The organism is Bradyrhizobium sp. BRP20, from assembly GCF_020194215.1.
Classification (GTDB): domain Bacteria; phylum Pseudomonadota; class Alphaproteobacteria; order Rhizobiales; family Xanthobacteraceae; genus Bradyrhizobium; species Bradyrhizobium yuanmingense.
The window spans coordinates 120449-144106 of record NZ_JADYVY010000015.1; the positions used below are offsets into that span (position 1 = coordinate 120449).

Genomic DNA, 23658 nt, shown 5'->3' on the forward strand with positions numbered 1-23658 from the left:
CGCAGTTTGTGCTTTGAGGCCCGAAGGGTCCCAACCCACAACTACCGATTCCCGCCGAACAGCCGATCCATCAGCCAGCCATCGAGCCCCGCCGCCGCTTCCGGCCGGACATTGGCGCGCGTCGGAGGCGGCGGGCGATAGCCGCCGGCGTTCGGTTGTGGCGGTGCCGCGGGCGTCGGCGGCGACACCTGCGAGGCCGCCTGCGCGAGGTTCGACAGGCCCCAGCCGCCGGGTGAGCTCGGCAAGGCCGCCACCGGCACGCCCTCGTGCGCGGCCTTCATGAAGCGCGACCAGACTTCGACCGGCAGGCCGCCGCCGGTCGCCTTCTTGGTCGGCGAGTTGTCGTCGTTGCCGAGCCAGACGCCGGTGACGAGACTCGCGGTGTAGCCGATGAACCAGGCGTCGCGATAATCCTGGCTGGTGCCGGTTTTGCCCGCCGCCGGCCAGCCCGGGATCTCCGCCTTCTTGGCAGTGCCCGAAACAAGCGTCTCCCGCATCATCGCGTTCATCATGCCGACATGGCGGGGGTCGATGACCTGGTTGCGCTCCTCCGCCTGGCGCATGTAGAGCAGCTTGCCGCTGACTGTCCTGATCCTTGTGACGACATGCGGCGCCACGGCGAGGCCGCCATTGGCGAACGGCGCATAGGCGCCGACCAGTTCGACCATGGAGACTTCGGAGGTGCCGAGCGCAATCGAGGCGTTGGGCTCGAGCTTGGAGGAGATGCCGAGGCGGTGTGCGGTGCGCACCACGTTCTTCGGCCCGACCTCGAGGCCAAGACGGATCGCGACGGTGTTGAGCGACATCGCCAGCGCCTGGGTCAGCGTCACCGCGCCGAAATATTCATGGGTGTAGTTCTCAGGACGCCAGCCCTTGACCTCGATCGGCGCGTCCTGGCGCATGGTGTCGGGCGTCAGCCCCTGCTCGAGCGCGGTCAGGTACACGAACGGCTTGAACGAGGAGCCCGGCTGACGTTTTGCGGTGACCGCGCGGTTGTACTGGCTGTCGGAATAGTTCCGCCCGCCCACCATGGCGCGCACCGCGCCGTCGGGCGTCATGGCCACCAGCGCGCCCTGGCTGACGTTGAACTTCACGCTCTTGGCCGCGAGCTCGTCGATGATGGCGGCTTCCGCCACGCTCTGCAGTTTCGGATCGATCGTGGTCTCGACCTTGATGCTCTCGTCGATCTGCCCGACCAAATCGTCCAGCACCTCGCCGATCCAGTCGGCGACGTAGTTCACCGTGCCGGCGCCGGCCGGCTTCACGTTGTAGGAGGGATGGCCGATCGAGGCCTTCGCCTGCGCGTCGGTGATGAACTTCGCATCCGCCATCGCCGCGAGCACGATCTGGGCCCGCGCTTCGGCACCTTCCGGATTGCGGTTCGGGGCAAGGCGGGACGGCGACTTGACGAGGCCGGCCAGCATCGCGGCTTCCGCGACCGTCACGGCCTTCGCCGACTTGCCGAAATATTTCTGCGCTGCCGCCTCGACGCCGTAGGCGCCGGAGCCGAAATAGACGCGGTTGAGATAAAGCTCCAGGATCTCGTCCTTGGAATGCTTGCGCTCCAGCCAGATCGCGAGCTCCACCTCCTGGAGCTTGCGCCGGATGGTGCGCTCCTGGGTCAGGAACAGGTTTTTCGCGAGCTGCTGCGTCAAGGTCGAGCCGCCCTGCGAGACGCCGCGATGGAGCAAATTGGTGACGAGCGCGCGCAGGATGCCGACCGGGTCGATGCCGAAATGCGAATAGAAGCGGCGATCCTCGATCGCGATGAACGCCTTGGGCAAATACGGCGGCAGATCCTTCAGCGCGACATTGGCGCCGGCCATCTCGCCGCGCTGGGCCAGAATGCTGCCGTCGATGCCGACGATCTGGATCGTTGGCGGGCGCTTCGGGATCTCCAGCGACTGGATCGGCGGCAGATGCGCGCCGACATAGATCACGACGCCGATCACCGCGATGACGCCCCACAGGCTCAGCACCGCGCCCCAATAGACCAGGCGGCCGAGACCGAACCCGCCACGCGACTTCGCTCGACGCTTGGCGCCGCTGCGGCCGGCTGGCGCCTTGCGCTCGCGCGGCGGCTCGGTGCCGGCATCCTCGCTCTTGCGCTTGGCGGATGGTTTCGCGGATTTTTTCGGCTTGTCGTCGCCGCCGGGAACGCGGTCTGCCGGCGTGAGGCGCAGATCGGCGAGCGCCGCGGGCAAGCCGAACAGCGGCTCCTTCCGCGCACCCTTTTTCTTTCCCCACGCCATACGCAAAACGCCCGGTCAGCCCGCCCCGCCGAGATGCTAGCGGTCGCTGTTTAAGGCCGGGTTACCCCGGCGTTAACGCACGATTAGGAGATGCGGCATTCGCCGGCCGCAGTTCCGCTTCCGGGGCCGCAAGGCTAGGATCGCTCGTATCAATAAGATGAGGGAGCGCCATGGGCCATATCGATCCTACCAAGGAGATCTTCGCGCAATTCCGGGAGAACGATCGGCCGGGCCCGATCCACATGCTCAACCTGGTGCGCCTGCGCAAAGAGGCGGCCTATCCCGACGGCCGCAAGGCGAGCGGCGCGGAAGCCTATGCGGCCTATGGCCGCGAAAGCGGCCCGGTGTTCGAACGGCTCGGCGGCCGCATCGTCTGGCAGGGCAAATTCGAGCTGATGCTGATCGGCCCGCAGGAGGAACGCTGGGACCATTGCTTCATCGCCGAATATCCAACCGTCGCCGCCTTCGTCGAGATGATCCGCGACCCCGTCTATCGTGAGGCGGTGAAGCACCGCCAGGCCGCGGTGGAGGATTCGCGGCTGATCCGGCACGCCGTGCTGCCGGTCGGGAAGAACTTTGGAGAGATACCGACCTGAACGCCAAGTAGGAGGCTCTCTCGATCGTCATGGCCGGGCTTGACCCGGCCATCCACGGCTTCCTTGACGCCCCAAGAACGTGGATGCCCGGGACAAGCCCGGGCATGACGTCGCAGAGGCAGATGCGTTCTAGCCCGACGGGCCGGTGTCCTCGATGATCGGTCCGAACAGCTCCCAGCGCTCGCCGTTGAACTTCATCATCTGCATCTGCTTGTTGACGCGGTAGTCGTTCGGCCCGGTGTTGATCTTGATGCCGGGCAGCGCCAGGCTCGGCGTGTAGCCCTTGATATTGGCGGCCTGCTTCATGATGTTCGCACGCGTCAGATCGTCGCCGCATTGCTTCAAGACCTGCACCAAGAGCTCGGCGACCGAATAGGCGTAGGTGTTGATGGTGTTGAGCTTGTCACCTTCCGGGAAATACTTGTCCATGAAAGCGAAGAAAGCCTTCACGCCGGGATCGTCCTTCCACTGCGGGTCGCTCGGCTCCTTGCCGTAATTGGTCGAGATGATGCCCTTGGAGATGTCGAGGCCTGCCGGCTTCAGCGTCGCCGAAATCGGGCTCGCATTGATGTCGAGGATGTGCACCGGCGTCCAGCCGAGATCGGCAAGCTTCTTAATCGCCTGCGCCGCGAATTTCGGCGTCGAGGCGTTATAGAACAGGTCGACGCCCATCGACTTCAGCTTCACCACCTGCGAGTCGACGGTGGGGTCGGTCACCTCATACGACACCTCGCCGACGATCATGTTGGCCTTGTCGCCGAGGCCGCTCTTGAGGCCGGCAAGATAGTCGCGGCCCATGTCGTCGTTCTGGTAGAGCACGCCGATCTTGGCGTTGGGGTGATTGGCGAGAATGTATTTTGCGTAGATCCGCCCCTCGGACACATAGTTGGGATTGTAAGCGATGGTCCAAGGATAGTTCTGCGGATCGTTGAAGCGCGCGGCGCCGGTCGAGGCCAGCAGCTGAGGTACCTTCTTGCCGTTGAGGTACTTCTGCACGGCGGCGTTCGCGGCTGTGCCGATCAGCTGAAAGGTGAACAGGACCTCGTCGCCCTCGACCAGCTTGCGCACCTGCTCGACGGTCTTCGGCGGCGAATAGGCGTCGTCATACTGGATCAGGTTGATCTTGCGGCCGTTGATGCCGCCCTGATCGTTGATCATCCTGAAATATGCGGCCTGGGTCTTGCCGATATTGGCGTAGACCGAATAGGCGCCGGAGAACGGCACGGTCTGGCCAATCTTGATCTCGGTGTCGCTTGCGCCGGTGTCGTATTTCTTCTGGGCGAGGGCCTGGCTGGTCGAGACTGCGACGGCGAACGCCGCCGTGGCAGCTAGGAAGGCTCTGCGATTGTTCATGTTGGTTCGTTCCTCCTGACGGAATTTTAGGTCGATGGTCTTTCTCCGTTGATTGCAACGGTCGCCATCGCTGCCGAAGATTGTGGAGGAAGCTTCGCCGCAGCGCAAGGATCGCGGCGCCGCGCCGTAGCGTCTCAGGCGAGAAACATCGCAATCAGCGCGATTGCCGCCGGCAGCGCCTGCACGATCAGGATCCGCGTGCTGACGGTCGCCGCGCCATAGGCGCCGGCCACGATCACGCAGAGCAGGAAGAACACCTTGATCTGGAATGCGAAGGCCGGGTTGCCGTGGAACAGGCCCCAGACCAGGCCGGCCGCGAGGAAGCCGTTATAGAGACCCTGATTGGCGGCCAGCACCCTGGTGATCTCGGCCTTCTCGGGCGAATTCCGAAACACCTTCAGGCCCAGCGGCTTGTCCCAGAGAAACATCTCCAGGACGAGGAAGAAGACGTGCAGCGCCGCGACCAGCGCCACCAGGATATTGGCGATCAGGATCAAGGTGAGCTCCCCCAAAAGCATCAGCTTTCGGGTGGACGTTAGCACGGCCGCCGTGGCAAGTGCGATCGATGTGTTTCGATTGCTGGTGCCGCAATGTCCGCTCGATCAACCAAGGTGCCTGAACGCTTCGGTCTCGACCACCTGGCGACGCCGATCGGGATTGCGCTGCTCGTCACCGATGCCGAGGGCAAGCTGCGCGCGCTCGACTGGGAAGACTACGAGCACCGCATGCGCGATCTGTTGCGCCTGCACTATGGCACAGTGGATCTGCGTGATCAGCCTGCGCCGTCGGACATGCGGACCGCACTCTCGCGCTATTTCGACGGTGATCTCGGTCAGCTCCAGAGCATCGCATGGCGTATCGCCGGCACGCCGTTCCAGCAAAAAGTCTGGACCGCGCTCGCGCAGATCCCCACCGGCACCACGATGAGTTACGGCGCGCTCGCCGCGAAGATCGACATGCCCAGGGCGATCCGCGCCGTCGGCCACGCCAACGGGTCAAATCCGATCAGCGTGGTGCTCCCGTGCCATCGCCTGATCGGAGCGGACGGTTCGCTGGTGAAGTATGGTGGTGGATTGGAGCGAAAGAGGTGGCTGCTGCGGCATGAGGGGGTGGAGATTTGACGCGCAGCTCAGATGCTGTTCGGGTTAATGCGCGGATCCCCCTGTTTCCAGTCAACCCATTCCTCTGCGTCTCGAAGCGAAACAAAGTCGGCGATCGGAATGTCTGTTAGGTCAGCGCGCCGTTCGATCACACGCCATCCGCCCTGTTCGAGGCGCTGGATTATGTAAGATTCGACCGGAAGGTAATCAGTCATTGCGGCTGAGCCTTTTGGGATTGCGAGGCTGGTTCAAGCCGCCGGCTGCACCGCCTTGTCGCCGGCCATCACATGGGTCAGCGCGCTCTTGATCGCGGCCTGGCGCGTCGGCGCGTTGATCTGGGCGCCCAGGAGGTCGGTGACGTAGAACACGTCGCGCGCGCGCTCGCCGAAGGTCGCGACATGGGCCGAGGCGATGTTGAGATTGAGCTTGGAGATCGCGGTGGTCAGCTCGTAGAGCAGGCCGGGCCGGTCGAGCCCGGAGACCTCGATCACGGTGTAGCGATCGGACCATTGGTTGTTGATCGTCACCTCTGGTTCGATCACGAAAGGCTTCGCCTTGCTGCGCACGGTGCGCCGCGCCACCACTTCGGGCAGGCGCAGCTTGCCCTCCAGCACGTCCTCGATCATCTCACCGATGCGCGTGGCGCGCCGTCCCTCGTCCTCGTCGCGGTCGTATTCGCGCGAGATCGAGATGGTGTCGAGCGCGCGGCCGTCGGTCGTGGTGTAGATCTGGGCGTCGACGATGTTGGCGCCGGCCGAGGCGCAGGCGCCGGCGATGATCGACAGCAGCCAGGGATGGTCGGCGGCGAAGATCGTCAGCTCGGTGACGCCGCGCACCTCGTCGAAACCGACATTGATCGCGAGCTTGTGGCCGGCCTGCTCGCTGGAGCGGACGAAGCGGGCGTGGCGGATCTTGCGCGGCAGCTCGACCTTGAGCCAGTAGGCCGGATAGTGCCGGCCGATATGGGCGTCGAGCTCGTCGTTCGGCCATTCGGCGAAAGCCATGCGGAATTCGGCGTGCGCAGCGGCGAGGCGCTTGCCGCGGTCGACCTCCGAGAAGCCGCCGGTCAGCACCGGCTCGGTCTCGTAGTATAGCGAGCGCAAGAGCTGCGCCTTCCAGCCGTTCCACACGCCCGGCCCGACGCCGCGGATGTCGGCGGTGGTCAGGATGGTCAAGAGCTTCATCTGTTCCACCGACTGCACCACGGCAGCGAAATTCTCGATGGTCTTGCGATCGGAGAGGTCGCGCGACTGCGCGACCGTGGACATCGTCAGGTGCTCCTCGATCAGCCAGGCCACGAGCTCGGTATCGGCCGGGCTGAAGCCGAGCCGCGGGCAGAGCCGCCGCGCCACCTTGGCGCCGGCGATGGAGTGGTCCTCGGGACGGCCCTTGGCGACGTCGTGCAGCAGCGTTGCGATGTAGATCACCGCGCGGTGCTCGGGCCGGGTCTTGCGGAACAGGTCGCTCGCCAGCGCGAACTCCTCGATGCCCCCGCGCTCGATGTCCTGCAGGAAGCCGATGCAGCGGATCAGGTGCTCGTCGACGGTGTAGTGATGATACATGTTGAACTGCATCATCGAGACGATCTTGCCGAAGGCGCGGATGAAATGGCCGAGTACGCCGGTCTCGTTCATCCGCCGCAGCACGATCTCGGCATTGTCGGAGGTCAGGATCTCCATGAACAGCCGGTTGGCCTCGGGATTTTCGCGCAAGCCCGCGTTGATCAGGCCGAGCGAGCGCGTCACGTCGCGCATCGCATCCGGATGGAAGGCGAGGTTGTTCTTCTGCGCGAGGCGGAAGATGCGGATCAGATTAACCGGGTCGTGCTTGAACACGTCGGGCGCGGCGACGTTGATGCGGTTGTTGTCGACGATGAAGTCGTCGCTGTCCGGGACGCGCCGCTTCACCGCGCTCGGTCGCAGCCGCGCCATCACCCGGCTCAGCACCGGCGCGGGCTTGGCCTGCTGGTCCTCGAGCTTGGCGCAGAGGATGGCGGTGAGGTTGCCGACTTCCTTGGCGACCAGGAAGTAGTGCTTCATGAAGCGCTCGACGTCCTGCATGCCCGGATGCGAAGTGTAGCCGAGACGTATCGCGATCTCGCGCTGGAGATCGAAGGAGAGGCGCTCCTCGGCGCGGCCACAGTAGAAATGCAGGTTGCAGCGCACCGACCAGAGGAAGTCGGCGCAGCGGCGGAAGCTGCGATATTCCTGCGCGTCGAACACGCCGCGCGCGACCAGCTCGTGGGTATCGCGCACGCGGTAGACGTATTTGGCGATCCAGAACAACGTGTGCAGGTCGCGCAAGGCCCCCTTGCCGTCCTTGACGTTGGGCTCGACCAGATAACGCGACTGGCCGCCGCGGCGGTGGCGCTCCTCGCGCTCGGCGAGCTTTGCGGTGACGAATTCGGACGCGGTGCCCTGCACCACCTCCTTGTCGAAGCGCTCGACCAGCTCGTCGTAGAGCGGCTTGTCGCCGGTCAGGAAACGCGTCTCCAGGATCGCGGTGCGGATCGTCATGTCGCCGCGCGCCTGCCGGATCGATTCATCGACCGATCGCGTGGCGTGGCCGACCTTCAGCCCCATGTCCCAGAGGCAATAGAGAATGGCTTCGGCGACCTGCTCGCCCCAGGCGGTCTGCTTGTAGGGCAGGATGAAGAGCAGATCGATGTCCGATTCCGGCGCCATCAGCCCGCGGCCGTAGCCGCCGGTCGCCACCACCGCCATGCGCTCGGCGCCGCTCGGGATCGGCGAGCGGTAGAGATGGCGCGTCGCGGCCGAATACAGGATGCGGATGATCTCGTCCTGCACGTGGCACAGCCGCTCGGCGCAGCGGCGGCCGTGGCGGTCCTTCAGAAGGATCGCCTGGGCGGCGGCGCGCGCCGCGATCAGCTCCGCCTTGAGCAATAGCGCCATCGCCGTGCGGAACGCGTCCTCGCGCCCCTCGTGCTTCTCGGCAAGCGCATCGACCGCGGCGGTGATCCGCGCGGTATCGAAGCGCTCGTCCACCTGTGGCTTCTGCTCAGTCGCGACGCTGTCCATGTCTTACCGGATATAAGAGGTGACAGGCGCTGTCACGAGACATTCGCAAGGGACGACCGGCGAGTTTCGCCATGCAGATGAATCGGCTTCGATACCGATATCGGCGCCTGGGGTAACGTCATGAATGTGCTCAGATTTTTCTCCTGGATCCCGGCTGGTCATGACTGCCTCCACCAATCATGGGCTGACACAAAACCAATCGCGCTCTATACCGCTCGTCGATATCCCCGGGAGAGAACAAGATGGACGCTGCAGAGCTGCGCCAGATGCAGGCCCCGATCAAGGAGCGCTACAAGACCGATCCCAAGGCTGCGCTGATCACGCTGAAGGCCAAGGGCTCCACCGATAGCGAAGGCATTGCGTGCAAGGTCGAGACCGGCCGCGCTATCGCGATGGCCGGCCTGCATCCGGGCACAGGCGGTTCCGGCCTCGAGCTTTGCTCCGGCGACATGCTGCTCGAAGCCCTGGTCGCCTGTGCCGGCGTCACGCTGAAATCGGTCGCGACCGCGATCGAGGTGCCCTTGAAGACCGGCAACGTCTACGCCGAGGGCGATCTCGATTTCCGCGGCACGCTCGGCATCGACAAGGAGACCCCGGTCGGCTTCGCCGAGATCCGCCTGCGCTTCGAGGTCGACACGTCAGCGCCGCAGGACAAGCTCGATCTGCTGCTCAAGCTCACCGAGCGGTATTGCGTGGTCTATCAGACCATCAAGAACGGCCCGAAGGTTTCGGTGTCGATGCAAAGGATGTAAGACGCAGGTCGTCATTCCACCGATTGGTGTCGTCCCGGGGCGCGCCGCTTGGCGCGAGCCCGGGACCCATAATCCCCGGCCGTCGGGATTTTCGGACGGTCGTTGCTCCTAGCTCTTAAGCCACCATGGCCTGTGGTTATGGATTCCGGGCTCGCGCTTCGCGCGCCCCGGAATGACAGATAAAATGTCCCTCGACCTCCACTTCCTCCTCTTCCTGCTCCTGCGCATGGCGATCGCGGCGGCGTTCGTGGTGACGGCATCGATCATCACCGAACGCTCGGGACCCGTGATCGGCGCGCTGATCGCGACCCTGCCGGTCTCGGCCGGGCCGTCCTACGTCTTCCTTGCGATCGATCATGACGCCGCGTTCGTCGCCCAGGGCGCGCTGGCGAGCCTGCCGGTCAATGCGGCAACGATCTTGATGTGCCTCACTTACGTTGTGCTGTCGCAGCGGCACACTCTCGTGGTGAGCTGCGGAAGCGCTTTCGCGGTATGGATCGGGATGGCCTCGATCATCCGCCAGTTCGACTGGTCGCTCGCCGCGGGGCTCGCCGCCAATCTGATCGCGTTCGGCATCTGCATTCCACTGCTCGCGCGCTATCGCCATGCGAAGATGCCGCTGGTGACGCGCCGCTGGTACGATGTGCCGATGCGCGCTGCGCTGGTTGCGACCCTTGTCGCCATCGTGGTTTCGACATCGAGTTGGGTCGGCCCGCGCATCAGCGGCATCATTGCACTCTTTCCCGTGGTGTTCTCCAGCATCATGGTCATCCTGCATCCGCGCATCGGTGGACCGCCGACCGCTGCCGTGCTCGCCAACTCCGCCTGGGGCCTGCTCGGATTTGGCATGGCGATTGCGGTCCTGCACGTTGCAGTCGTGTGGTTCGGCTCCGCCGCCGGCTTGTGCCTCGCGCTCGCAACCTGCGCGGCATGGAATCTGACGCTGTGGAGAATAGGACGGCGCGCCTTGCGCCGCACGCGGCCGATGCCGTGAGACTACGGATATGCGCGACGCGACGTCGCGAGAAGCCGATGTGGCCCGCTCGGATCAACCGTTGAATGAGCGCCATCATTTCAAGTCCTGCCGTACTGTTCCGGTGTGAGCTCCAGCGGCTCCTCGCGCTGACATGCTGATAACCCCCGTCGAATTCCCGACAGTAAAATTAGAACTTTGTTCGAGCTTTTGCCGTAAAGAATCAGGCTGCTCGCCCGCTTCGTTGCTGTCCGACCATCGCGACGGACCTTCCAATCGGATCTGGGGGAGACGCAGATTGGAATATGTCAGCACTGCTGCACGATCAGTTCCTCGATACTGACGAGCATATCCCCTTCGGCTCAATTCGAGATGGAGATTTCCTGATGTTCGGCCGTAAATCCCACACTGATGCACAATCGCGGCTCGATGCCATCGGCCGTTCGCAGGCGATGATCGAGTTCAATCTTGATGGGACGATCGTCACGGCCAACAAGAATTTTCTCGACGCACTCGGCTACCGGCTCGAGGAGATCCAGGGCAAGCATCACTCGATGTTCGTGCCGGCCGACCAGCGCGACAGCGCCGAGTACAAGGCGTTCTGGGCTGCATTGAACCGTGGCGAGTATCAGGCGCGCGAGTTCAAGCGGATCGCGAAAGACGGCCACGAGGTCTGGATCGAGGCATCCTACAATCCGGTGCTCGACGGCAACGGCAAGACGGTGATGGTCGCCAAGATTGCGACCGACATCACCGCGAAGAAGATCCGCAGCATGACGGACGCCTCCAAGATCGCTGCCATCAGCCGCGCCCAGGCCGTCATCGAGTTCAATCTCGACGGCATCATCGTCTCGGCCAACGAGAACTTCTGCAAGGCGCTCGGCTATTCGCTCGACGAGATCAAGGGCAAGCATCATAGCCTGTTCGTGGCCGAGGCCGACCGAAACAGCCCGGCCTATCGCGAATTCTGGGCCGCGCTCAACCGCGGCGAATACCAGGCCGGCGAGTTCAAGCGCATCGGCAAGGGGGGCCGCGAGGTCTGGATCCTTGCCTCCTACAATCCGTTGCTCGACGAAAACGGCAGGCCGTACGGCGTGGTCAAGTTCGCGACCGACGTCACCGCGGAGAAGCTGAAGAATGCCGATCTCGCCGGCCAGATCGCGGCGATCGACAAGGCCCAGGCTGTGATCGAGTTCAACATGGACGGCACGATCATCACCGCCAACGCCAACTTTCTCGGCGCGCTCGGCTATTCGCTGGCCGAGATCAAGGGCCGCCACCACAGCATGTTCGTCGAGCCCTCCGAGCGCGACGGTGCCGGCTATCGCGAGTTCTGGGCCGCGCTCAATCGTGGCCAGTACCAGGCGGCGGAGTACAAGCGCATCGGCAAGGGCGGCAAGGAGGTCTACATCCAGGCCTCCTACAATCCGATCCTCGACCTCAACGGCAAGCCGTTCAAGGTCGTGAAATACGCCACCGACGTCACCAAGCAGGTCCTGGTCCGCATGGGCAACGAGCGCGTGCGGGGCATGATGGAATCGGTCGCCGCCGGCTCGGAGGAGCTCAACGCCTCGGTGCGGGAGATCTCCGAGGCCATGACCAAGTCGCGCGAGACCGCGATGGGCGCGGTCGAGCAGGTCGGCGCCGCCGACGCGCAGGCCCAGCGCCTCACCGAGGCCGCGCAGGCGATGAGCGGCATCGTCGAGATGATCAACAACATCACGGGGCAGATCAACCTGCTCGCGCTCAACGCCACGATCGAATCGGCGCGCGCGGGCGAGGCCGGCCGCGGCTTCGCGGTGGTCGCTTCCGAGGTCAAGAGCCTCGCCAACCAGGCCAAGCAGGCGACCGACAAGATCGGCCAGGAGATCGGCAGCCTCAACAGCATCTCCGGCGACGTCGTCAGCGCGCTCGGCTCGATCAAGCAGGCGATCAACAATGTCAGCGAGTACGTGACCTCGACCGCCGCCGCGATCGAGGAGCAGAGCACGGTGACCAACGAGATGTCGACCAGCATGCAGCGCGCCGCCGCGGAAGCCGCGGCGATCGCGGCGCGGGGCTAGGCCGGGCTCGGAATTGCAGGGTGGGCAAAGGTGCGCTCTTTGCGCGCCGTGCCCACCATCTCTCCCCGATCGCTTCATGGAGCGGTGGGCACGCTCCGCTTCGCCCACCCGACGGCACCGTCACTGCTTCGGCAGTTTCGCCTTCAGCGCATACAGAGCATCGAGCGCCTCGCGCGGCGACATCTCGTCGGGGTGCAGCGCCTTCACCGCCTCCATCAGCAGCTCCGCTTCGCTCGGCGGCGCGGCTTCAGTGGCGGCGCGCGAAGGGACAGCGAACAGCGGCAGATCGTCCACCAGGGCTCGCGCGGTCTGGCCGCGGTCCTGCGCCTCCAGCTTGGACAGCACCGATTTGGCGCGCGTGATCACCGCCGGCGGCAGGCCGGCGAGTTTCGCCACCTGGATGCCGTAGGAGCGGTCGGCCGAGCCCGGCAGCACCTCGTGCAGGAACACGACGTTGCCCTGCCATTCCTTCACCCGCACCGTGGCGTTGAACATCCGCGGCAGTTTCGCCGCGAGCGCGGTCAGCTCGTGATAATGCGTCGCGAACAAGGTTCGGCAGCGGTTGCTCTCGTGCAGATGCTCGATCGCGGCCCAGGCGATCGAGAGGCCGTCGAAGGTCGCGGTGCCGCGGCCGATCTCATCCAGGATGACGAGCGAGCGCTCGCCGGCCTGGTTCAGGATCGCCGCGGTCTCGACCATCTCCACCATGAAGGTGGAGCGGCCGCGGGCGAGATCATCGGCGGCGCCGACGCGCGAGAACAGGCGGTCGACGATGCCGATCCGCGCGCGCGTCGCCGGCACGAAGCTGCCGATCTGGGCCATCAAGGCGATCAGCGCGTTCTGGCGCAGGAAGGTCGATTTACCGGCCATGTTGGGACCGGTGAGCAGCCAGAGCTGGCCGGACCTCTGGGCCGGCGCAGGCGACAGGTCGCAGGCGTTGGCGATGAACGGCTCGCCGTTGCGCTTGAGCGCCTGCTCGACCACGGGATGGCGGCCGGCCTCGATGGCAAAGCTGAGCGAGCCGTCGACCTCGGGCCGCACATAGTTCTCGTCGACAGCGAGCTTGGCCAGCGAGGTCGCGACGTCGAGCAGCGCAAAGCCTTGCGCTGCGGCCCGCAGATCGTCGCTGATCGCGAGCGCCTTGGCGCAGAGCCGCTCGAAGATATCGAGCTCGAGGCCGAGCGCTCGGTCGCCGGCATTGGCGATCTTGGCCTCGATCTCGCCGAGCTCGGACGTGGTGAAGCGCACCTGTCCCGCCAGCGTCTGGCGATGGATGAAGGTCGCGTTCAGCGGCGGCGACATCAGCTTGTCGCCGTGCTGGGCGGTGACCTCGACGAAATAGCCGAGCACGTTGTTGTGCCGGATCTTGAGGCCTTTGACGGAGGTCGCATCGGCGTAACGGGCCTGCATCGAGGCCACGACCAGACGCGAGGCATCGCGCAGGTTTCGCGCTTCGTCCAGCGCCGGCTCGTAGCCCTGACGCACGAAGCCGCCGTCGCGCTTGATCAGCGGCAGCTGCTCGTCCAGCGCGCTGGCGAACTCGGCTGCGAGCGCGCGCGACGGCCGCTGCAGCGCTGCCATCACCGCCGCGATCTCCTGCGGCGGCTGATCCATTTCGGAGAGCCGCGTCAGCACCTGGTCGGCGGCGATGATGCCGTCGCGGATGCCGGCGAGGTCGCGCGGCCCGCCGCGGCCGACCGAGAGTCTGGCCAGAGCGCGCGACATGTCGGGCGCGCCGCGCAGGATGCTGCGGATGTCCTCGCGCGCGGCGGAATCGGCCACGAAGGTGCTGACCGCGTCTAGCCGCCGCGCGATCGCAGGCGCATCGGTCAGCGGCGCGGCCAGACGCTGCGCCAGCAGGCGGGAGCCTGCCGAGGTCACGGTGCAGTCGATGGCATCGAGTAGCGAGCCGCGGCGTTCGCCGGCGAGCGTGCGCGTCAGCTCGAGATTGGCGCGCGTCGCCGGATCGATCGCCATGGTCGCACCCGAGGCTTCGCGCGCGGGCGGCGAGAGCGGCGGATGCTTGCCGACCTGGGTGCGGTCGACATAGGTGACGGCGGCGGCCGCCGCGGTGGCCTCCAGGCGCGTCAGCTGCGCGAGCCCGTCCATGGTCGCGACGGCAAAGTAGTCGCAGAGCCGCTTCTCGGCGGTGGCGCCGTCGAAGACGTCGCGAGTCAGCGGCGTCACGGCCGGCAGCTCGCGCAAGGTCTGGCCGAGCTCGTTGTCGCCAAAGAGCGCGTCGGTGACGATCGCCTCGTTCGGGTTGATGCGCGCCAGCGTCGCGGCGAGCTCGCCGCCCGAGACCTCGGTGACCATGAATTCGGCCGTCGAGATGTCGATCCAGGCAAGGCCGAAGCGGTCGCCGCCGGCGGAGGAGCGGGCGCGCGCGATCGCCAGCAGGTAATTATTGGCGCGCGCATCCAGCAGTGTGTCCTCGGTCAGCGTGCCCGGCGTCACCAGCCGCACCACGCCGCGGCGTACCACGCTCTTGTTGCCGCGCGCTTTCGCCGCCGCGGGATCCTCGGTCTGCTCGCAGACCGCGACCCGATGCCCGGCGCTGATGAGACGATGCAGATAATCCTCTGAGCGCTCGACCGGCACGCCGCACATCGGGATATCCGCGCCCTGGTGCTTGCCGCGCTTGGTCAGGACGATGCCGAGCGTCTTTGAAGCGATCTCGGCATCCTCGAAGAACAGCTCGTAGAAGTCGCCCATCCGGTAGAACAGCAGCAAGCCCTGATGCGCCGCCTTGATCTCCAGATACTGCTCCATCATCGGCGTGACGCGCGCGGCAGCCTCGGCCTGCGGCGCGGGCGTGTCATCGGCGGGCGGAACTTGTATCGGCTGTTGCATCGTCATGGGCGGCGCAACCTACAAAATTTCGGCACCTGCTCCTATTTGCTTTGCCGGGGAAGCGAAGGTTTTCCACGTTGTCCGTGTAGCGCATGCGGCTGCCACATTTTCCGCCGTCATTCCGGGATGCGCCGGAACGGCGCAGGCCCCGAATCCATCGGGCCGCACGTCACGCCGACAAATGGATTCCGGGTTTGCGCCAAATGGCGCGCCCCGGAATGACGTCTGCTCCGCGAAACCGTCAATTGACCTGCCGCGGGCGCCCTCCTAAAACTCCGCCGACATTGAAGAATTTGGCCGGATCGCGGCATTCAGGGAGAACAACGATGCGTGACGTCTTTATCTGCGATGCCGTGCGGACCCCGATCGGCCGTTTCGGCGGCTCGCTCGCCAAGGTGCGCGCCGACGATCTCGCCGCCGCCCCGATCAAGGCGCTGATGGCCAAGCACCCCAATCTCGATTGGGCACAGGTGGACGAGGTGTTCTTCGGCTGCGCCAACCAGGCCGGCGAGGACAATCGCAACGTCGCGCGCATGGCGCTGCTGCTGGCGGGCCTGCCGGATTCGGTTCCCGGCCAGACTCTGAACCGGCTCTGCGCCTCGGGCCTCGATGCGGTCGGCGCCGCGGGCCGCGCCATTCGTTCCGGCGAGATCGATCTCGCGATTGCCGGCGGCGTCGAATCGATGACCCGCGCGCCCTTCGTGATGGGCAAGGCGCAGGAAGCCTTCTCGCGCTCGGCCGAAATCTTCGACACCACGATCGGCTGGCGCTTCATCAATCCGCTGCTGAAGGCGCAGTATGGCGTCGATGCGATGCCGGAGACCGGCGAGAACGTCGCCGAGGAGTTCCAGGTCTCGCGCGCGGACCAGGACGCCTTCGCCATCCGCTCGCAGCAGCGCGCAGGCGCAGCGATCGCCGCCGGCTATTTCGCGGAAGAAATCACGCCCATCACCATTCCCGGCGGCAAGGCCGGCCCGATCACCATCGACAAGGACGAGCATCCGCGCCCCGAGACCACGCTGGAAGGTCTCGCCAAGCTGAAGCCGATCGTGCGCAATCCCGGCACCGTCACCGCCGGCAATGCCTCCGGCGTCAATGACGGCGCCGCCGCAATGATCCTGGCCTCGGAAGCCGCGGTCAGGAAGCACGGCCTTACGCCCCGCGCCCGCATCCTCGGGCTCGCCTCGGCCGGCGTGCCGCCGCGGATCATGGGCATCGGCCCGGTGCCGGCGACCCGCAAGCTGATGGAACGGCTGGCTAAGAAGATCAGCGATTTCGACCTGATCGAGCTGAACGAAGCTTTCGCTTCGCAGGGCATCGCCTGCATGCGCCAGCTCGGCGTCGCCGATGACGCCGATTTCGTCAATCCGCATGGCGGTGCCATCGCGCTTGGCCATCCGCTCGGCATGAGCGGCGCCCGCCTCGCGCTCACCGCCGTGCACGGCATGGAGAAGCGCGGCGGCAAGCTCGCACTCGCCACGATGTGCGTCGGCGTCGGTCAGGGCGTCGCGGTCGCGATCGAAAAGCTGAATTGAACTCTCTCCTTCGCCTCTCCCCGCTCTTTGCGGGGATAGGCGAAGAGCCCGGGCTCGCGCATTTCTCTCGCGTTCCGGAAAGACAGGGAGAAAATAGCCTGTGATCATCGAGCGCGAGAAGGACGTCACGGCCGCGGCCCTGGCGGTAATGGAGCGGACATCCGATCCGCGGCTGCGCGAGATCATGCTCTCCCTGGTCAAGCATTTGCACGCCTTCGTCCGCGATGTCAGGCTGACCGAGAAGGAGTTCCGCGACGCCGCGGCGATTGTGGCCGAGCTCGGCAAGCTGACCACCGACACGCATAACGAAGTCGTGCTGATGGCGGGGTCGCTCGGCGTCTCCTCGCTGGTGTGCCTGCTCAACAACGGCGATCAAGGCAATACGGAGACCGATCAATCATTGCTCGGGCCGTTCTGGCGGTTGAATTCGCCCCGGGTCGAGAATGGCGGATCGATCGTGCGCTCGGAGACACCGGGGGCCACGCTGTTCGTCAGCGGCCACGTCACTGGCAAGGACGGCCGGCCCGTCGGGGGTGCCGAGGTCGATGTCTGGCACGCCTCGCCGGTCGGCCTCTACGAGAACCAGGACCCCGAGCAGGCCGACATGAACCTGCGCGGCAAGTTCACGACCGATTCTGACGGGCGCTTTTCCTTCCGCTCGGTGATGATGGTCGGCTATCCCATTCCGACCGATGGTGTCGTCGGCCGCCTGCTCGCGGCGCAGGCCCGCCACCCCTATCGTCCCGCGCATCTGCATGCCCTGATCTTCAAGCCGGGATTCAAGGTGCTGATCTCGCAGGTCTATGATCCCAGCGACCCCCATATCGACAGCGACGTGCAGTTCGGTGTGACACAGGCGCTGATCGGCAAGTTCGTGCGCCACGATACGCCGCATCCGACGGCGAAGGACGCCTCATTGCCCTGGTATTCGCTCGACCATACCTACCGGCTCGAGGCCGGAGAGGCCGTGCTTCCGCGTGCGCCGATCAGGTAGCAGCGGCCGGCTGCCATGCGCGGGAACGCCGCCAAACCGGCTTTCCCAAATTAGTTATATCCTATAATGATTGGCGGAAGAGTTGACCGGCCGGACCGAAAACGGCCGGGGAGGAGTTCGCCAATGACATTCATCTATCCCACCGGCAGCAACGCGGCGCATCCGCTGCCGCTGTCGCCCGACTACAAGAGCTCGATCAAGCGCGCGCCGAACAAGCCCTTGATTCCGATGCCCCATACGCTGTCGGAGCTGACCGGGCCGGTCTACGGCCACGAGACCGTGCGCGAGGGCGACAACGACCTCACCCGCCAGCACGCGGGCGAGCCGCTCGGCGAGCGCATCATCGTGCATGGCCATGTGCGCGACGAGGACGGCCGCGGCGTGCCGAACTCGCTCGTCGAGATCTGGCAGGCCAATTCCTGCGGCCGTTATGTCCACGTCCGTGATCAGCATCCGGCGCCGCTCGATCCGAATTTCACCGGCGCGGGCCGCACCGTGAGCGATGCGTCCGGCTATTATCGCTTCGTGACGATCAAGCCTGGCGCCTACCCTTGGGGCAATCACCACAATGCCTGGCGTCCAGCGCACATCCATCTGTCGGTGTTCGGCCATTCCTTCGTCACGCGCCTGGTGACGCAGATGTATTTCCCGAACGACCCCTTGTTCCCGTTCGACCCGATCTTCAACTCGGTGCCGGACGAGAAGGCGCGAGCGCGGATGGTCTCGTCGTTCGACTTGGAGAATACCCAGCCCGAATGGGCGCTGTGCTACCGCTTCGACATCGTGCTGCGCGGCAAGGACGCCACCCCCATGGAGAACCATTAAGTGCAAGAGTCCGCGAAGCCCGACGGGATCACCCCATCGCAGACGGTCGGTCCGTTCTTCAAATACGGCCTGACGCCGACCGGCGAGTACGCCTGGAACGACGCGTTCACCAATTCGACGCTGACGCCCGATGTCACCGGCGATCGCATCCGCATCGAGGGCCGGGTGTTCGATGGCGACGGCGTGGCCGTCCCCGATTGCATGCTGGAGATCTGGCAGGCGGATGCGCAGGGCCGCTTTGCCGATCCCCAGGACAAGCGCGCGCTGCCGAATGCGAGCTTCCGCGGCTTTGCCCGCTGCGGCACTGACAAGGACGGCAACTATTCCTTCGAGACCATCAAGCCGGGTGTCGTGCCCGATCCTGCTGGCAAGCCGCAGGCGCCGCACATCCTGGTTGCGGTGTTTGGCCGCGGCATGCTCAGGCATCTCTACGCCCGCATCTATTTCAGCGACGAGGCCGGCAACGCCGCCGATCCCGTGCTGGCGCTGGTGCCGGCTGACCGCCGCGCCACGCTCACTGCGGTCCGCGAGGCCGGCAAGCCGGTCTACCGGCTCGACCTGCACCTGCAGGGCGACAACGAGACGGTGTTCTTCGACGTATGAGGGCAGGGCGTGCCGGGGAGGCCTGCTCCTCGGCACACATATCTCATTCGGCGCATCGGAGCCGGTGCTGCGTTGCCGCATCAGACTCGAACGTTGATTTTTGCGCGGTTGTGCGTCAGCCTCGCTGACTCAATACCGATGACTTGACGCCTAATCTCCGTATTCATGCGGGGTTCGTGAAATACAATTCCGGCGCGAATCAATCCCGTATTTACCGTAGTCGTCTAGGGTGGCCGCAGTTTCGACGCCGACCTGGATTGTTTCATGAAATTTCGTCTGTCCTTGTCCTCTGCGATCGTCGCGTTTGGCATCGTTCTCGCCATTGGTTTCGCCGCCGTTGTTTCGACCAGCCTGTACGCCCTAAAAGAGCTCAAGGTCGGCGGTCCGCTCTATTCCGACATCAAGCTCGGCAATGACCTCATCGCCGACATCCTGCCGCCGCCCGAATACATCATCGAAGCCTATCTCGAGGCGACGCTGGCCATGCGCGAGCCGGATCAGCTGGCGGCCCACGGCGAGCGTCTGGTCCAGCTCCGCAAGGACTACGACGAGCGCAAGGCGTTCTGGGTCTCCTCCAGCCTCTCGGCCGACCTCAAGACCGCGCTGGTGTCGAAATCCGATGCGGAGGTGCAGAAATTCTGGAAGGCATCGGATCAGCTTCTGCCCGCCCTCAAGGCCAAGGACGCGGCGGCTTCCGAGCGCGTCTATGCGCAGCTCAAGGAGGCCTATACCGCGCATCGCGCCGTCATCGACAGCATCGTCGAGAGTGCTAACAAGCGGAATGCCGCCATGGAGAAGCTGGCCGCGGACCGCGACAGCGCGATGCTCTATATCCTCCTCGGCGTCTCCATCGCCGTCCTCGCCTTCGTTACCGCCGGCCTGCTGGGTGTTGCCCTCGGCGTGGTGCGCCCGATCGTGCGCATGACGGACACGATGCAGAAGCTCGCGACCGGCGATCTCGCCGCCGAGATTCCGTTCGCGCAGCGCCAGGACGAGGTCGGCTCGATGGCGGGCGCGCTTGTGGTGTTCAAGCAGGCGGCGGTCGAGAACTCCCGTCTGCGCGAGGAGCAGTTGCGGCAGGAACGGGCGGCGGCGCTCGCCAAGCGCTCCGCCCTGCACCAGATGGCCGAAACGGTCGAGCGCGAGACCGGCCGCTCGGTCGATACCGCGACTGCGGCGACGCAGGGCGTGGAGCAAGCCGCCTCCGGCCTCTCTGAGATCGCAAAGTCGCTCTCTGCGCAGTCGCAGGCGGTGGCGGCGGCCTCGACCCAGGCGCTCGGCAGCTCGCAGGCCGTCTCCGCTGCGGCCGAAGAGTTGAGCGCCTCGATCCGCGAGATCACGAGCCAGGTCGCGCGGACCAGCACCGTCACCAAATCGGCCGTCGCCGGCCGCGAGCAGGCGCGTTCGACCATTCAGGCGCTGGCCGGATCGGTGAAGAAGATCGCGGAGGTCTCCGACCTCATCGGCGGCATCGCAGGCCAGACCAACCTCCTCGCGCTCAACGCGACGATCGAGGCGGCGCGCGCCGGCGAGGCCGGCCGCGGCTTCGCGGTGGTTGCCGCCGAGGTGAAGTCCCTGTCCGACCAGACTGCCAAGTCCACCGAGGAGATCGGCCGGCTGATTGCAGAGATCCAGGCCTCGACGCAGGCCGCGGTTGACGCCGTCGAGGCCATGGGAGGCCACATCATCGAGATCGACGGCGTGGCGACATCGGTCGCTGCCGCAATGGAACAGCAGGATGCCGCGACCCGGGAGATCACGCGGTCGATTTCCGAATCGGCCTCCGCCGCACAGGAGGTCTCGGCCAAGATCGGCGACGTCAGCCGCGATGCCGCCTCCGTCAACCAGCGCGCCGCGGATGTGAGGCAGGCGATCGCCGGGATGACGGCCAATCTCGATCAACTGCGCGCGATTGTTGTGCGGACGGTGCGCGACTCGACCGCCGCAGCCTGAGCCGGCGGCAGCCGCTGGTGCCCGGGCATGTGATCGTGCAGTATGACGCGGGACAGGGGCATCGTGGTTCATGACATCTCCACAATTGCCGGCGGTCGTTGAGCCCGCCCGACTGACGGCCGCGCTGCGCCGGGGCGGCGCGCTGGATGCAGGCGCCGTCCGCGAGGTGAAGGTGCTGCATCAGCGCGACACAGTGGTGTCGCATATCGTCAGGCTCGGGCTGCGCTATGTCGGCGAATCCGCCGGTGCTCCGCAGTCGCTGATCCTGAAGACTCCAAATTCCGCCTTCGCCAAGCGCCTCGCCGATGGCGGCCGGCGCGAGGTGGACTATTACACGCAGCTGCTGCCCAAGATGCCGCCGGGACTCGTCCCGCACTGCTTTGACGGGCATTTCGACGAGGACAGCCTCGCCTGGCATCTGCTGCTGGAGGATCTCACCGACAGCCACGAGGTCGCGACAACCTGGCCCGTGCCGCCGTCGCGCGAGCAGACCCTCGCCATCGTCACCACGCTGGCGCGCTGGCACGCAGCCTGGTGGGACCATCCGAGCCTCGGCGACACCGTCGGCACCTGGGCGAGCGTGGAGGACAGCGCGCAACGGATGGAGACGTTTGCGGGACATTACGATCGCTTTGCCGATCTCCTCGGCGATCGCCTCGGCGAGGAGCGGCGGATCATCTACCGTCGGCTCATCGACCAGTCGGAGCGGCTGTCCCAGCGTTACCATTCACGCCGCCACCTCAGCATCACCCATGGCGACGCCCATGTCTGGAATTTCCTGCTGCCGCGCACGGGCGTCGACGACACCGTTCGCATCTTCGATTTCGATCTTTGGAGCATCAACGTTCCGACCCACGACCTCGCCTACATGATGGCGATGCATTGGTATCCGGAACGCCGGCACGCGCTCGAACGGCTGCTGCTCAATCTCTACCATGACACGCTGGTCGAAAGCGGTATCACCGGCTACACGCGCGGCGCGCTCGATCGCGACTACCGCTGGGCGGTGCTCTGGCAAATCACGCGGCCGGTCTGGCAGTGGAGCATCAACCTCCCGCCGCTGATCTGGTGGAATAATCTGGAGCGGGCGTTTGCGGCCGTGGATGATTTGGGCTGCGAGGAGCTGTTGTAGCGCTGTTGTGTCCCGGACGCGGTGCAACGTGTAGCGCTGCGCTGCGTCCGGGGCCCGAGATCCGCTACTCCATCACCGCATGCTCCGGCCCCGCCGCCTGCTTGCGCAGCGTGGCTTTGGTCGAGCCGATCAGCAAAGCGAGCGGGATGGTGCAGAGGATGAAGAGCATCACCAGCTGGTAGTCGTGCGCGAAGGCGATGATCTGCGCCTGCACGTTGACCATTCTGTCGGCCATGGCGCGGCCGGTGTCGGTCGACAGATTGATGATGCCGTTGACGCCGGGCATCTGCAGTGCGTGGTTGAACGGGTTGATGTGCTCGGACAGGATCGCGTAGGTCCATCGCGTGCCTTGCGTCAATTGCGCGATGACGACGGAAATGCCGACCGAGCTCGCGACGTTGCGCATCAGGGTCAGCATCGCGGTGCCGTCGGTGCGCAGCTCGTTCGACAGCGTCAGGAACGCCACGGTCGAGAGCGGCACGAAGACGAGGCCGAAGCCAAAACCCTGGATGACGCTGACGGTGACGATCTCCGGCACCTGGGTCAGATCGGTCCAGCCGGTCATCTGGAACAGCGAGCCCGCCGTCAGCGTCAGGCCGCAGATGATCAGCGTGCGCGCCTCGATATAACGCATCATGCGGCCGACCAGCATCATGGCGAAGAAGGTGCCGATGCCGCGGGTCGCCAGCAGCAGGCCGGCGGTGATGATGGGATAGCCGATCACGTTCTGCATGTAGGGCGAGGCGAGTGCCATGGTCGAGAACAGGACGAGCCCCATCACGATCATGAACAGGCAGCCGGTGACGAAGTTGCGGTCCCGGAACAGGGCGAAGCGGATGAACGGGGTCGAGGTCGTGAAGGAATGCGCGAGGAAGAAGTAGAACGCGACGGCCGAGACGATGAACTCGGCGAGGATCTCGTTCGATTCCAGCCAGCCCAATTGCTCACCGCGGTCGAGCGCGAGCTGGAGCGCGCCGATCGCGACCGCCAGCGCGGCGAAGCCGAACCAGTCGAATTTGAGGCTGAAATCCTTCCTGGTCTCGTCCATGAAGACGACCAGCCCGAGCACGGTGATGATGCCGAACGGCAGGTTGACGAAGAACACCCAGTGCCAGGAATAGGTCTCGGTGAGCCAGGCTCCCAGCGACGGTCCCATGATCGGACCCATCATCACGCCCATCCCCCAGATCGCCATCGCCTTGGCGCGTTCCTGAAGCGTGTAATAGTCGAGCATGACCGATTGCGACAGCGGTACCAGCGCTGCGCCGAACACGCCCTGCAGCAGGCGGAACAGCACCATCTGGTTGATGTCCTGCGCGAGGCCGCACAGCACCGACGCCATGGTGAAGCCGGCCGAGCAGATGATGAAGATGCGCTTGCGGCCGAAGCGGTTGGCGATCCAGCCCACCGGCGCCGTCATGATCGCGGCGGCGACGATGTAGGAGGTCAGCACCCAGTTGATCTGGTCCTGCGAGGCCGACAGCGTGCCCTGCATGTAGGGCAGCGCGACGTTGGCGATGGTGGTGTCCAGCGCCTGCATGATGGTCGCGGTCATGGCGCAGATCGTCACCATGTTCCGGCGCAGGCCGGGGACCATCGGGCTGGCATGGGGGCCGGACATCGCGCCATTCCTTGT

At 65.3% G+C, this 23658-nt stretch carries 18 protein-coding genes; 11 read left to right on the forward strand and 7 right to left on the reverse strand.

The features are described from left to right. Nucleotides 1-41 precede the first annotated feature (41 nt). Nucleotides 42-2252 carry a transglycosylase domain-containing protein gene (locus tag I6F33_RS28860; protein ID WP_036023971.1) on the reverse strand — a complete coding sequence of 737 codons (2211 nt, stop codon included), beginning with the start codon at nucleotides 2250-2252 and terminating at the stop codon, nucleotides 42-44. 170 nt (nucleotides 2253-2422) lie between these two features. Here I6F33_RS28860 and I6F33_RS28865 point away from each other — a divergent pair, with 170 nt between their 5' ends. Continuing rightward, entirely contained in the window at nucleotides 2423-2848 is a 426-nt protein-coding gene (locus I6F33_RS28865; protein WP_036002330.1) for a DUF1330 domain-containing protein, read from the forward strand. A 129-nt stretch (nucleotides 2849-2977) separates the two neighbouring features. Here I6F33_RS28865 and I6F33_RS28870 read toward each other — a convergent pair whose 3' ends face one another. Continuing rightward, nucleotides 2978-4201 carry an ABC transporter substrate-binding protein gene (locus tag I6F33_RS28870; RefSeq protein ID WP_036002328.1) on the reverse strand — a complete coding sequence of 408 codons (1224 nt, stop codon included), beginning with the start codon at nucleotides 4199-4201 and terminating at the stop codon, nucleotides 2978-2980. A gap of 134 nt (nucleotides 4202-4335) precedes the next feature. Next, complete coding sequence (locus I6F33_RS28875) at nucleotides 4336-4719, reverse strand: DUF1304 domain-containing protein (RefSeq protein ID WP_081494490.1); 384 nt, start codon at nucleotides 4717-4719, stop codon at nucleotides 4336-4338. Between the two features lie 72 nt (nucleotides 4720-4791). On the opposite strand from I6F33_RS28875, the gene I6F33_RS28880 reads away from it, so the two are divergent. Beyond that, nucleotides 4792-5322: a methylated-DNA--[protein]-cysteine S-methyltransferase gene (locus I6F33_RS28880; protein ID WP_225144839.1), complete on the forward strand. Its 531-nt coding sequence runs from the start codon at nucleotides 4792-4794 to the stop codon at nucleotides 5320-5322. Nucleotides 5323-5330: 8 nt separating this feature from the next. On the opposite strand, the gene I6F33_RS28885 is transcribed toward I6F33_RS28880, so the two are convergent. Both I6F33_RS28885 and I6F33_RS28890 read right to left on the reverse strand, forming a co-directional pair. Beyond that, entirely contained in the window at nucleotides 5331-5516 is a 186-nt protein-coding gene (locus I6F33_RS28885) for a hypothetical protein (RefSeq protein WP_036023964.1), read from the reverse strand. A 33-nt stretch (nucleotides 5517-5549) separates the two neighbouring features. Beyond that, nucleotides 5550-8339 (reverse strand): [protein-PII] uridylyltransferase, encoded by a 2790-nt coding sequence (locus I6F33_RS28890; protein ID WP_225144840.1) that lies wholly within the window; start codon nucleotides 8337-8339, stop codon nucleotides 5550-5552. Between the two features lie 242 nt (nucleotides 8340-8581). On the opposite strand from I6F33_RS28890, the gene I6F33_RS28895 reads away from it, so the two are divergent. The 3 genes from I6F33_RS28895 (at nucleotide 8582) to I6F33_RS28905 (ending at nucleotide 12127) form a co-directional block, all read left to right on the forward strand. Beyond that, the gene (locus I6F33_RS28895; protein ID WP_036002314.1) at nucleotides 8582-9091 is read left to right on the forward strand and encodes an OsmC family protein; all 510 of its coding nucleotides are present in this window, start codon (nucleotides 8582-8584) and stop codon (nucleotides 9089-9091) included. A 184-nt stretch (nucleotides 9092-9275) separates the two neighbouring features. Continuing rightward, nucleotides 9276-10085, forward strand: coding sequence for a hypothetical protein (locus I6F33_RS28900; protein WP_225144841.1), 810 nt, complete (start codon nucleotides 9276-9278; stop codon nucleotides 10083-10085). 365 nt (nucleotides 10086-10450) lie between these two features. Then, complete coding sequence (locus I6F33_RS28905; RefSeq protein WP_225144842.1) at nucleotides 10451-12127, forward strand: PAS domain-containing methyl-accepting chemotaxis protein; 1677 nt, start codon at nucleotides 10451-10453, stop codon at nucleotides 12125-12127. A gap of 120 nt (nucleotides 12128-12247) precedes the next feature. Here the strand turns inward: I6F33_RS28905 and mutS are convergent, their stop codons facing one another. Further along, nucleotides 12248-14986 carry a DNA mismatch repair protein MutS gene (gene mutS / locus I6F33_RS28910; protein WP_225141298.1) on the reverse strand — a complete coding sequence of 913 codons (2739 nt, stop codon included), beginning with the start codon at nucleotides 14984-14986 and terminating at the stop codon, nucleotides 12248-12250. 320 nt (nucleotides 14987-15306) lie between these two features. Between mutS and pcaF the strand changes: the two genes are divergently transcribed. The 6 genes from pcaF (at nucleotide 15307) to I6F33_RS28940 (ending at nucleotide 22022) form a co-directional block, all read left to right on the forward strand. Next, the gene (gene pcaF / locus I6F33_RS28915; protein ID WP_036002283.1) at nucleotides 15307-16515 is read left to right on the forward strand and encodes a 3-oxoadipyl-CoA thiolase; all 1209 of its coding nucleotides are present in this window, start codon (nucleotides 15307-15309) and stop codon (nucleotides 16513-16515) included. 100 nt (nucleotides 16516-16615) lie between these two features. Continuing rightward, nucleotides 16616-17509, forward strand: coding sequence for a dioxygenase (locus I6F33_RS28920; RefSeq protein ID WP_225141296.1), 894 nt, complete (start codon nucleotides 16616-16618; stop codon nucleotides 17507-17509). A 123-nt stretch (nucleotides 17510-17632) separates the two neighbouring features. Next, on the forward strand, nucleotides 17633-18334 hold the full coding sequence (pcaH, locus tag I6F33_RS28925) for a protocatechuate 3,4-dioxygenase subunit beta (RefSeq protein ID WP_109142086.1): 702 nt from the start codon (nucleotides 17633-17635) through the stop codon (nucleotides 18332-18334). Next, nucleotides 18335-18937 (forward strand): protocatechuate 3,4-dioxygenase subunit alpha, encoded by a 603-nt coding sequence (gene pcaG, locus I6F33_RS28930; RefSeq protein WP_225141294.1) that lies wholly within the window; start codon nucleotides 18335-18337, stop codon nucleotides 18935-18937. It abuts the gene before it with no gap. Between the two features lie 264 nt (nucleotides 18938-19201). Beyond that, the gene (locus I6F33_RS28935) at nucleotides 19202-20890 is read left to right on the forward strand and encodes a methyl-accepting chemotaxis protein (RefSeq protein WP_036023954.1); all 1689 of its coding nucleotides are present in this window, start codon (nucleotides 19202-19204) and stop codon (nucleotides 20888-20890) included. 70 nt (nucleotides 20891-20960) lie between these two features. Then, nucleotides 20961-22022, forward strand: a complete 1062-nt coding sequence (locus I6F33_RS28940) for an ecdysteroid 22-kinase family protein (RefSeq protein ID WP_225141291.1) — start codon at nucleotides 20961-20963, stop codon at nucleotides 22020-22022. A gap of 64 nt (nucleotides 22023-22086) precedes the next feature. Here I6F33_RS28940 and I6F33_RS28945 read toward each other — a convergent pair whose 3' ends face one another. Then, nucleotides 22087-23643 (reverse strand): MDR family MFS transporter, encoded by a 1557-nt coding sequence (locus I6F33_RS28945; protein ID WP_249789995.1) that lies wholly within the window; start codon nucleotides 23641-23643, stop codon nucleotides 22087-22089. Nucleotides 23644-23658: the final 15 nt, after the last annotated feature.

Coding starts and splice junctions, on each gene's coding strand:
- I6F33_RS28860 (WP_036023971.1), bottom strand. CDS start 2,252: ATGGCGTGGGGAAAGAAAAAGGGTGCGCGGAAGGAGCCGCTGTTCGGC.
- I6F33_RS28865 (WP_036002330.1), top strand. CDS start 2,423: ATGGGCCATATCGATCCTACCAAGGAGATCTTCGCGCAATTCCGGGAG.
- I6F33_RS28870 (WP_036002328.1), bottom strand. CDS start 4,201: ATGAACAATCGCAGAGCCTTCCTAGCTGCCACGGCGGCGTTCGCCGTC.
- I6F33_RS28875 (WP_081494490.1), bottom strand. CDS start 4,719: ATGCTTTTGGGGGAGCTCACCTTGATCCTGATCGCCAATATCCTGGTG.
- I6F33_RS28880 (WP_225144839.1), top strand. CDS start 4,792: ATGTCCGCTCGATCAACCAAGGTGCCTGAACGCTTCGGTCTCGACCAC.
- I6F33_RS28885 (WP_036023964.1), bottom strand. CDS start 5,516: ATGACTGATTACCTTCCGGTCGAATCTTACATAATCCAGCGCCTCGAA.
- I6F33_RS28890 (WP_225144840.1), bottom strand. CDS start 8,339: ATGGACAGCGTCGCGACTGAGCAGAAGCCACAGGTGGACGAGCGCTTC.
- I6F33_RS28895 (WP_036002314.1), top strand. CDS start 8,582: ATGGACGCTGCAGAGCTGCGCCAGATGCAGGCCCCGATCAAGGAGCGC.
- I6F33_RS28900 (WP_225144841.1), top strand. CDS start 9,276: ATGTCCCTCGACCTCCACTTCCTCCTCTTCCTGCTCCTGCGCATGGCG.
- I6F33_RS28905 (WP_225144842.1), top strand. CDS start 10,451: ATGTTCGGCCGTAAATCCCACACTGATGCACAATCGCGGCTCGATGCC.
- mutS (WP_225141298.1), bottom strand. CDS start 14,986: ATGACGATGCAACAGCCGATACAAGTTCCGCCCGCCGATGACACGCCC.
- pcaF (WP_036002283.1), top strand. CDS start 15,307: ATGCGTGACGTCTTTATCTGCGATGCCGTGCGGACCCCGATCGGCCGT.
- pcaH (WP_109142086.1), top strand. CDS start 17,633: ATGACATTCATCTATCCCACCGGCAGCAACGCGGCGCATCCGCTGCCG.
- I6F33_RS28935 (WP_036023954.1), top strand. CDS start 19,202: ATGAAATTTCGTCTGTCCTTGTCCTCTGCGATCGTCGCGTTTGGCATC.
- I6F33_RS28940 (WP_225141291.1), top strand. CDS start 20,961: ATGACATCTCCACAATTGCCGGCGGTCGTTGAGCCCGCCCGACTGACG.
- I6F33_RS28945 (WP_249789995.1), bottom strand. CDS start 23,643: ATGTCCGGCCCCCATGCCAGCCCGATGGTCCCCGGCCTGCGCCGGAAC.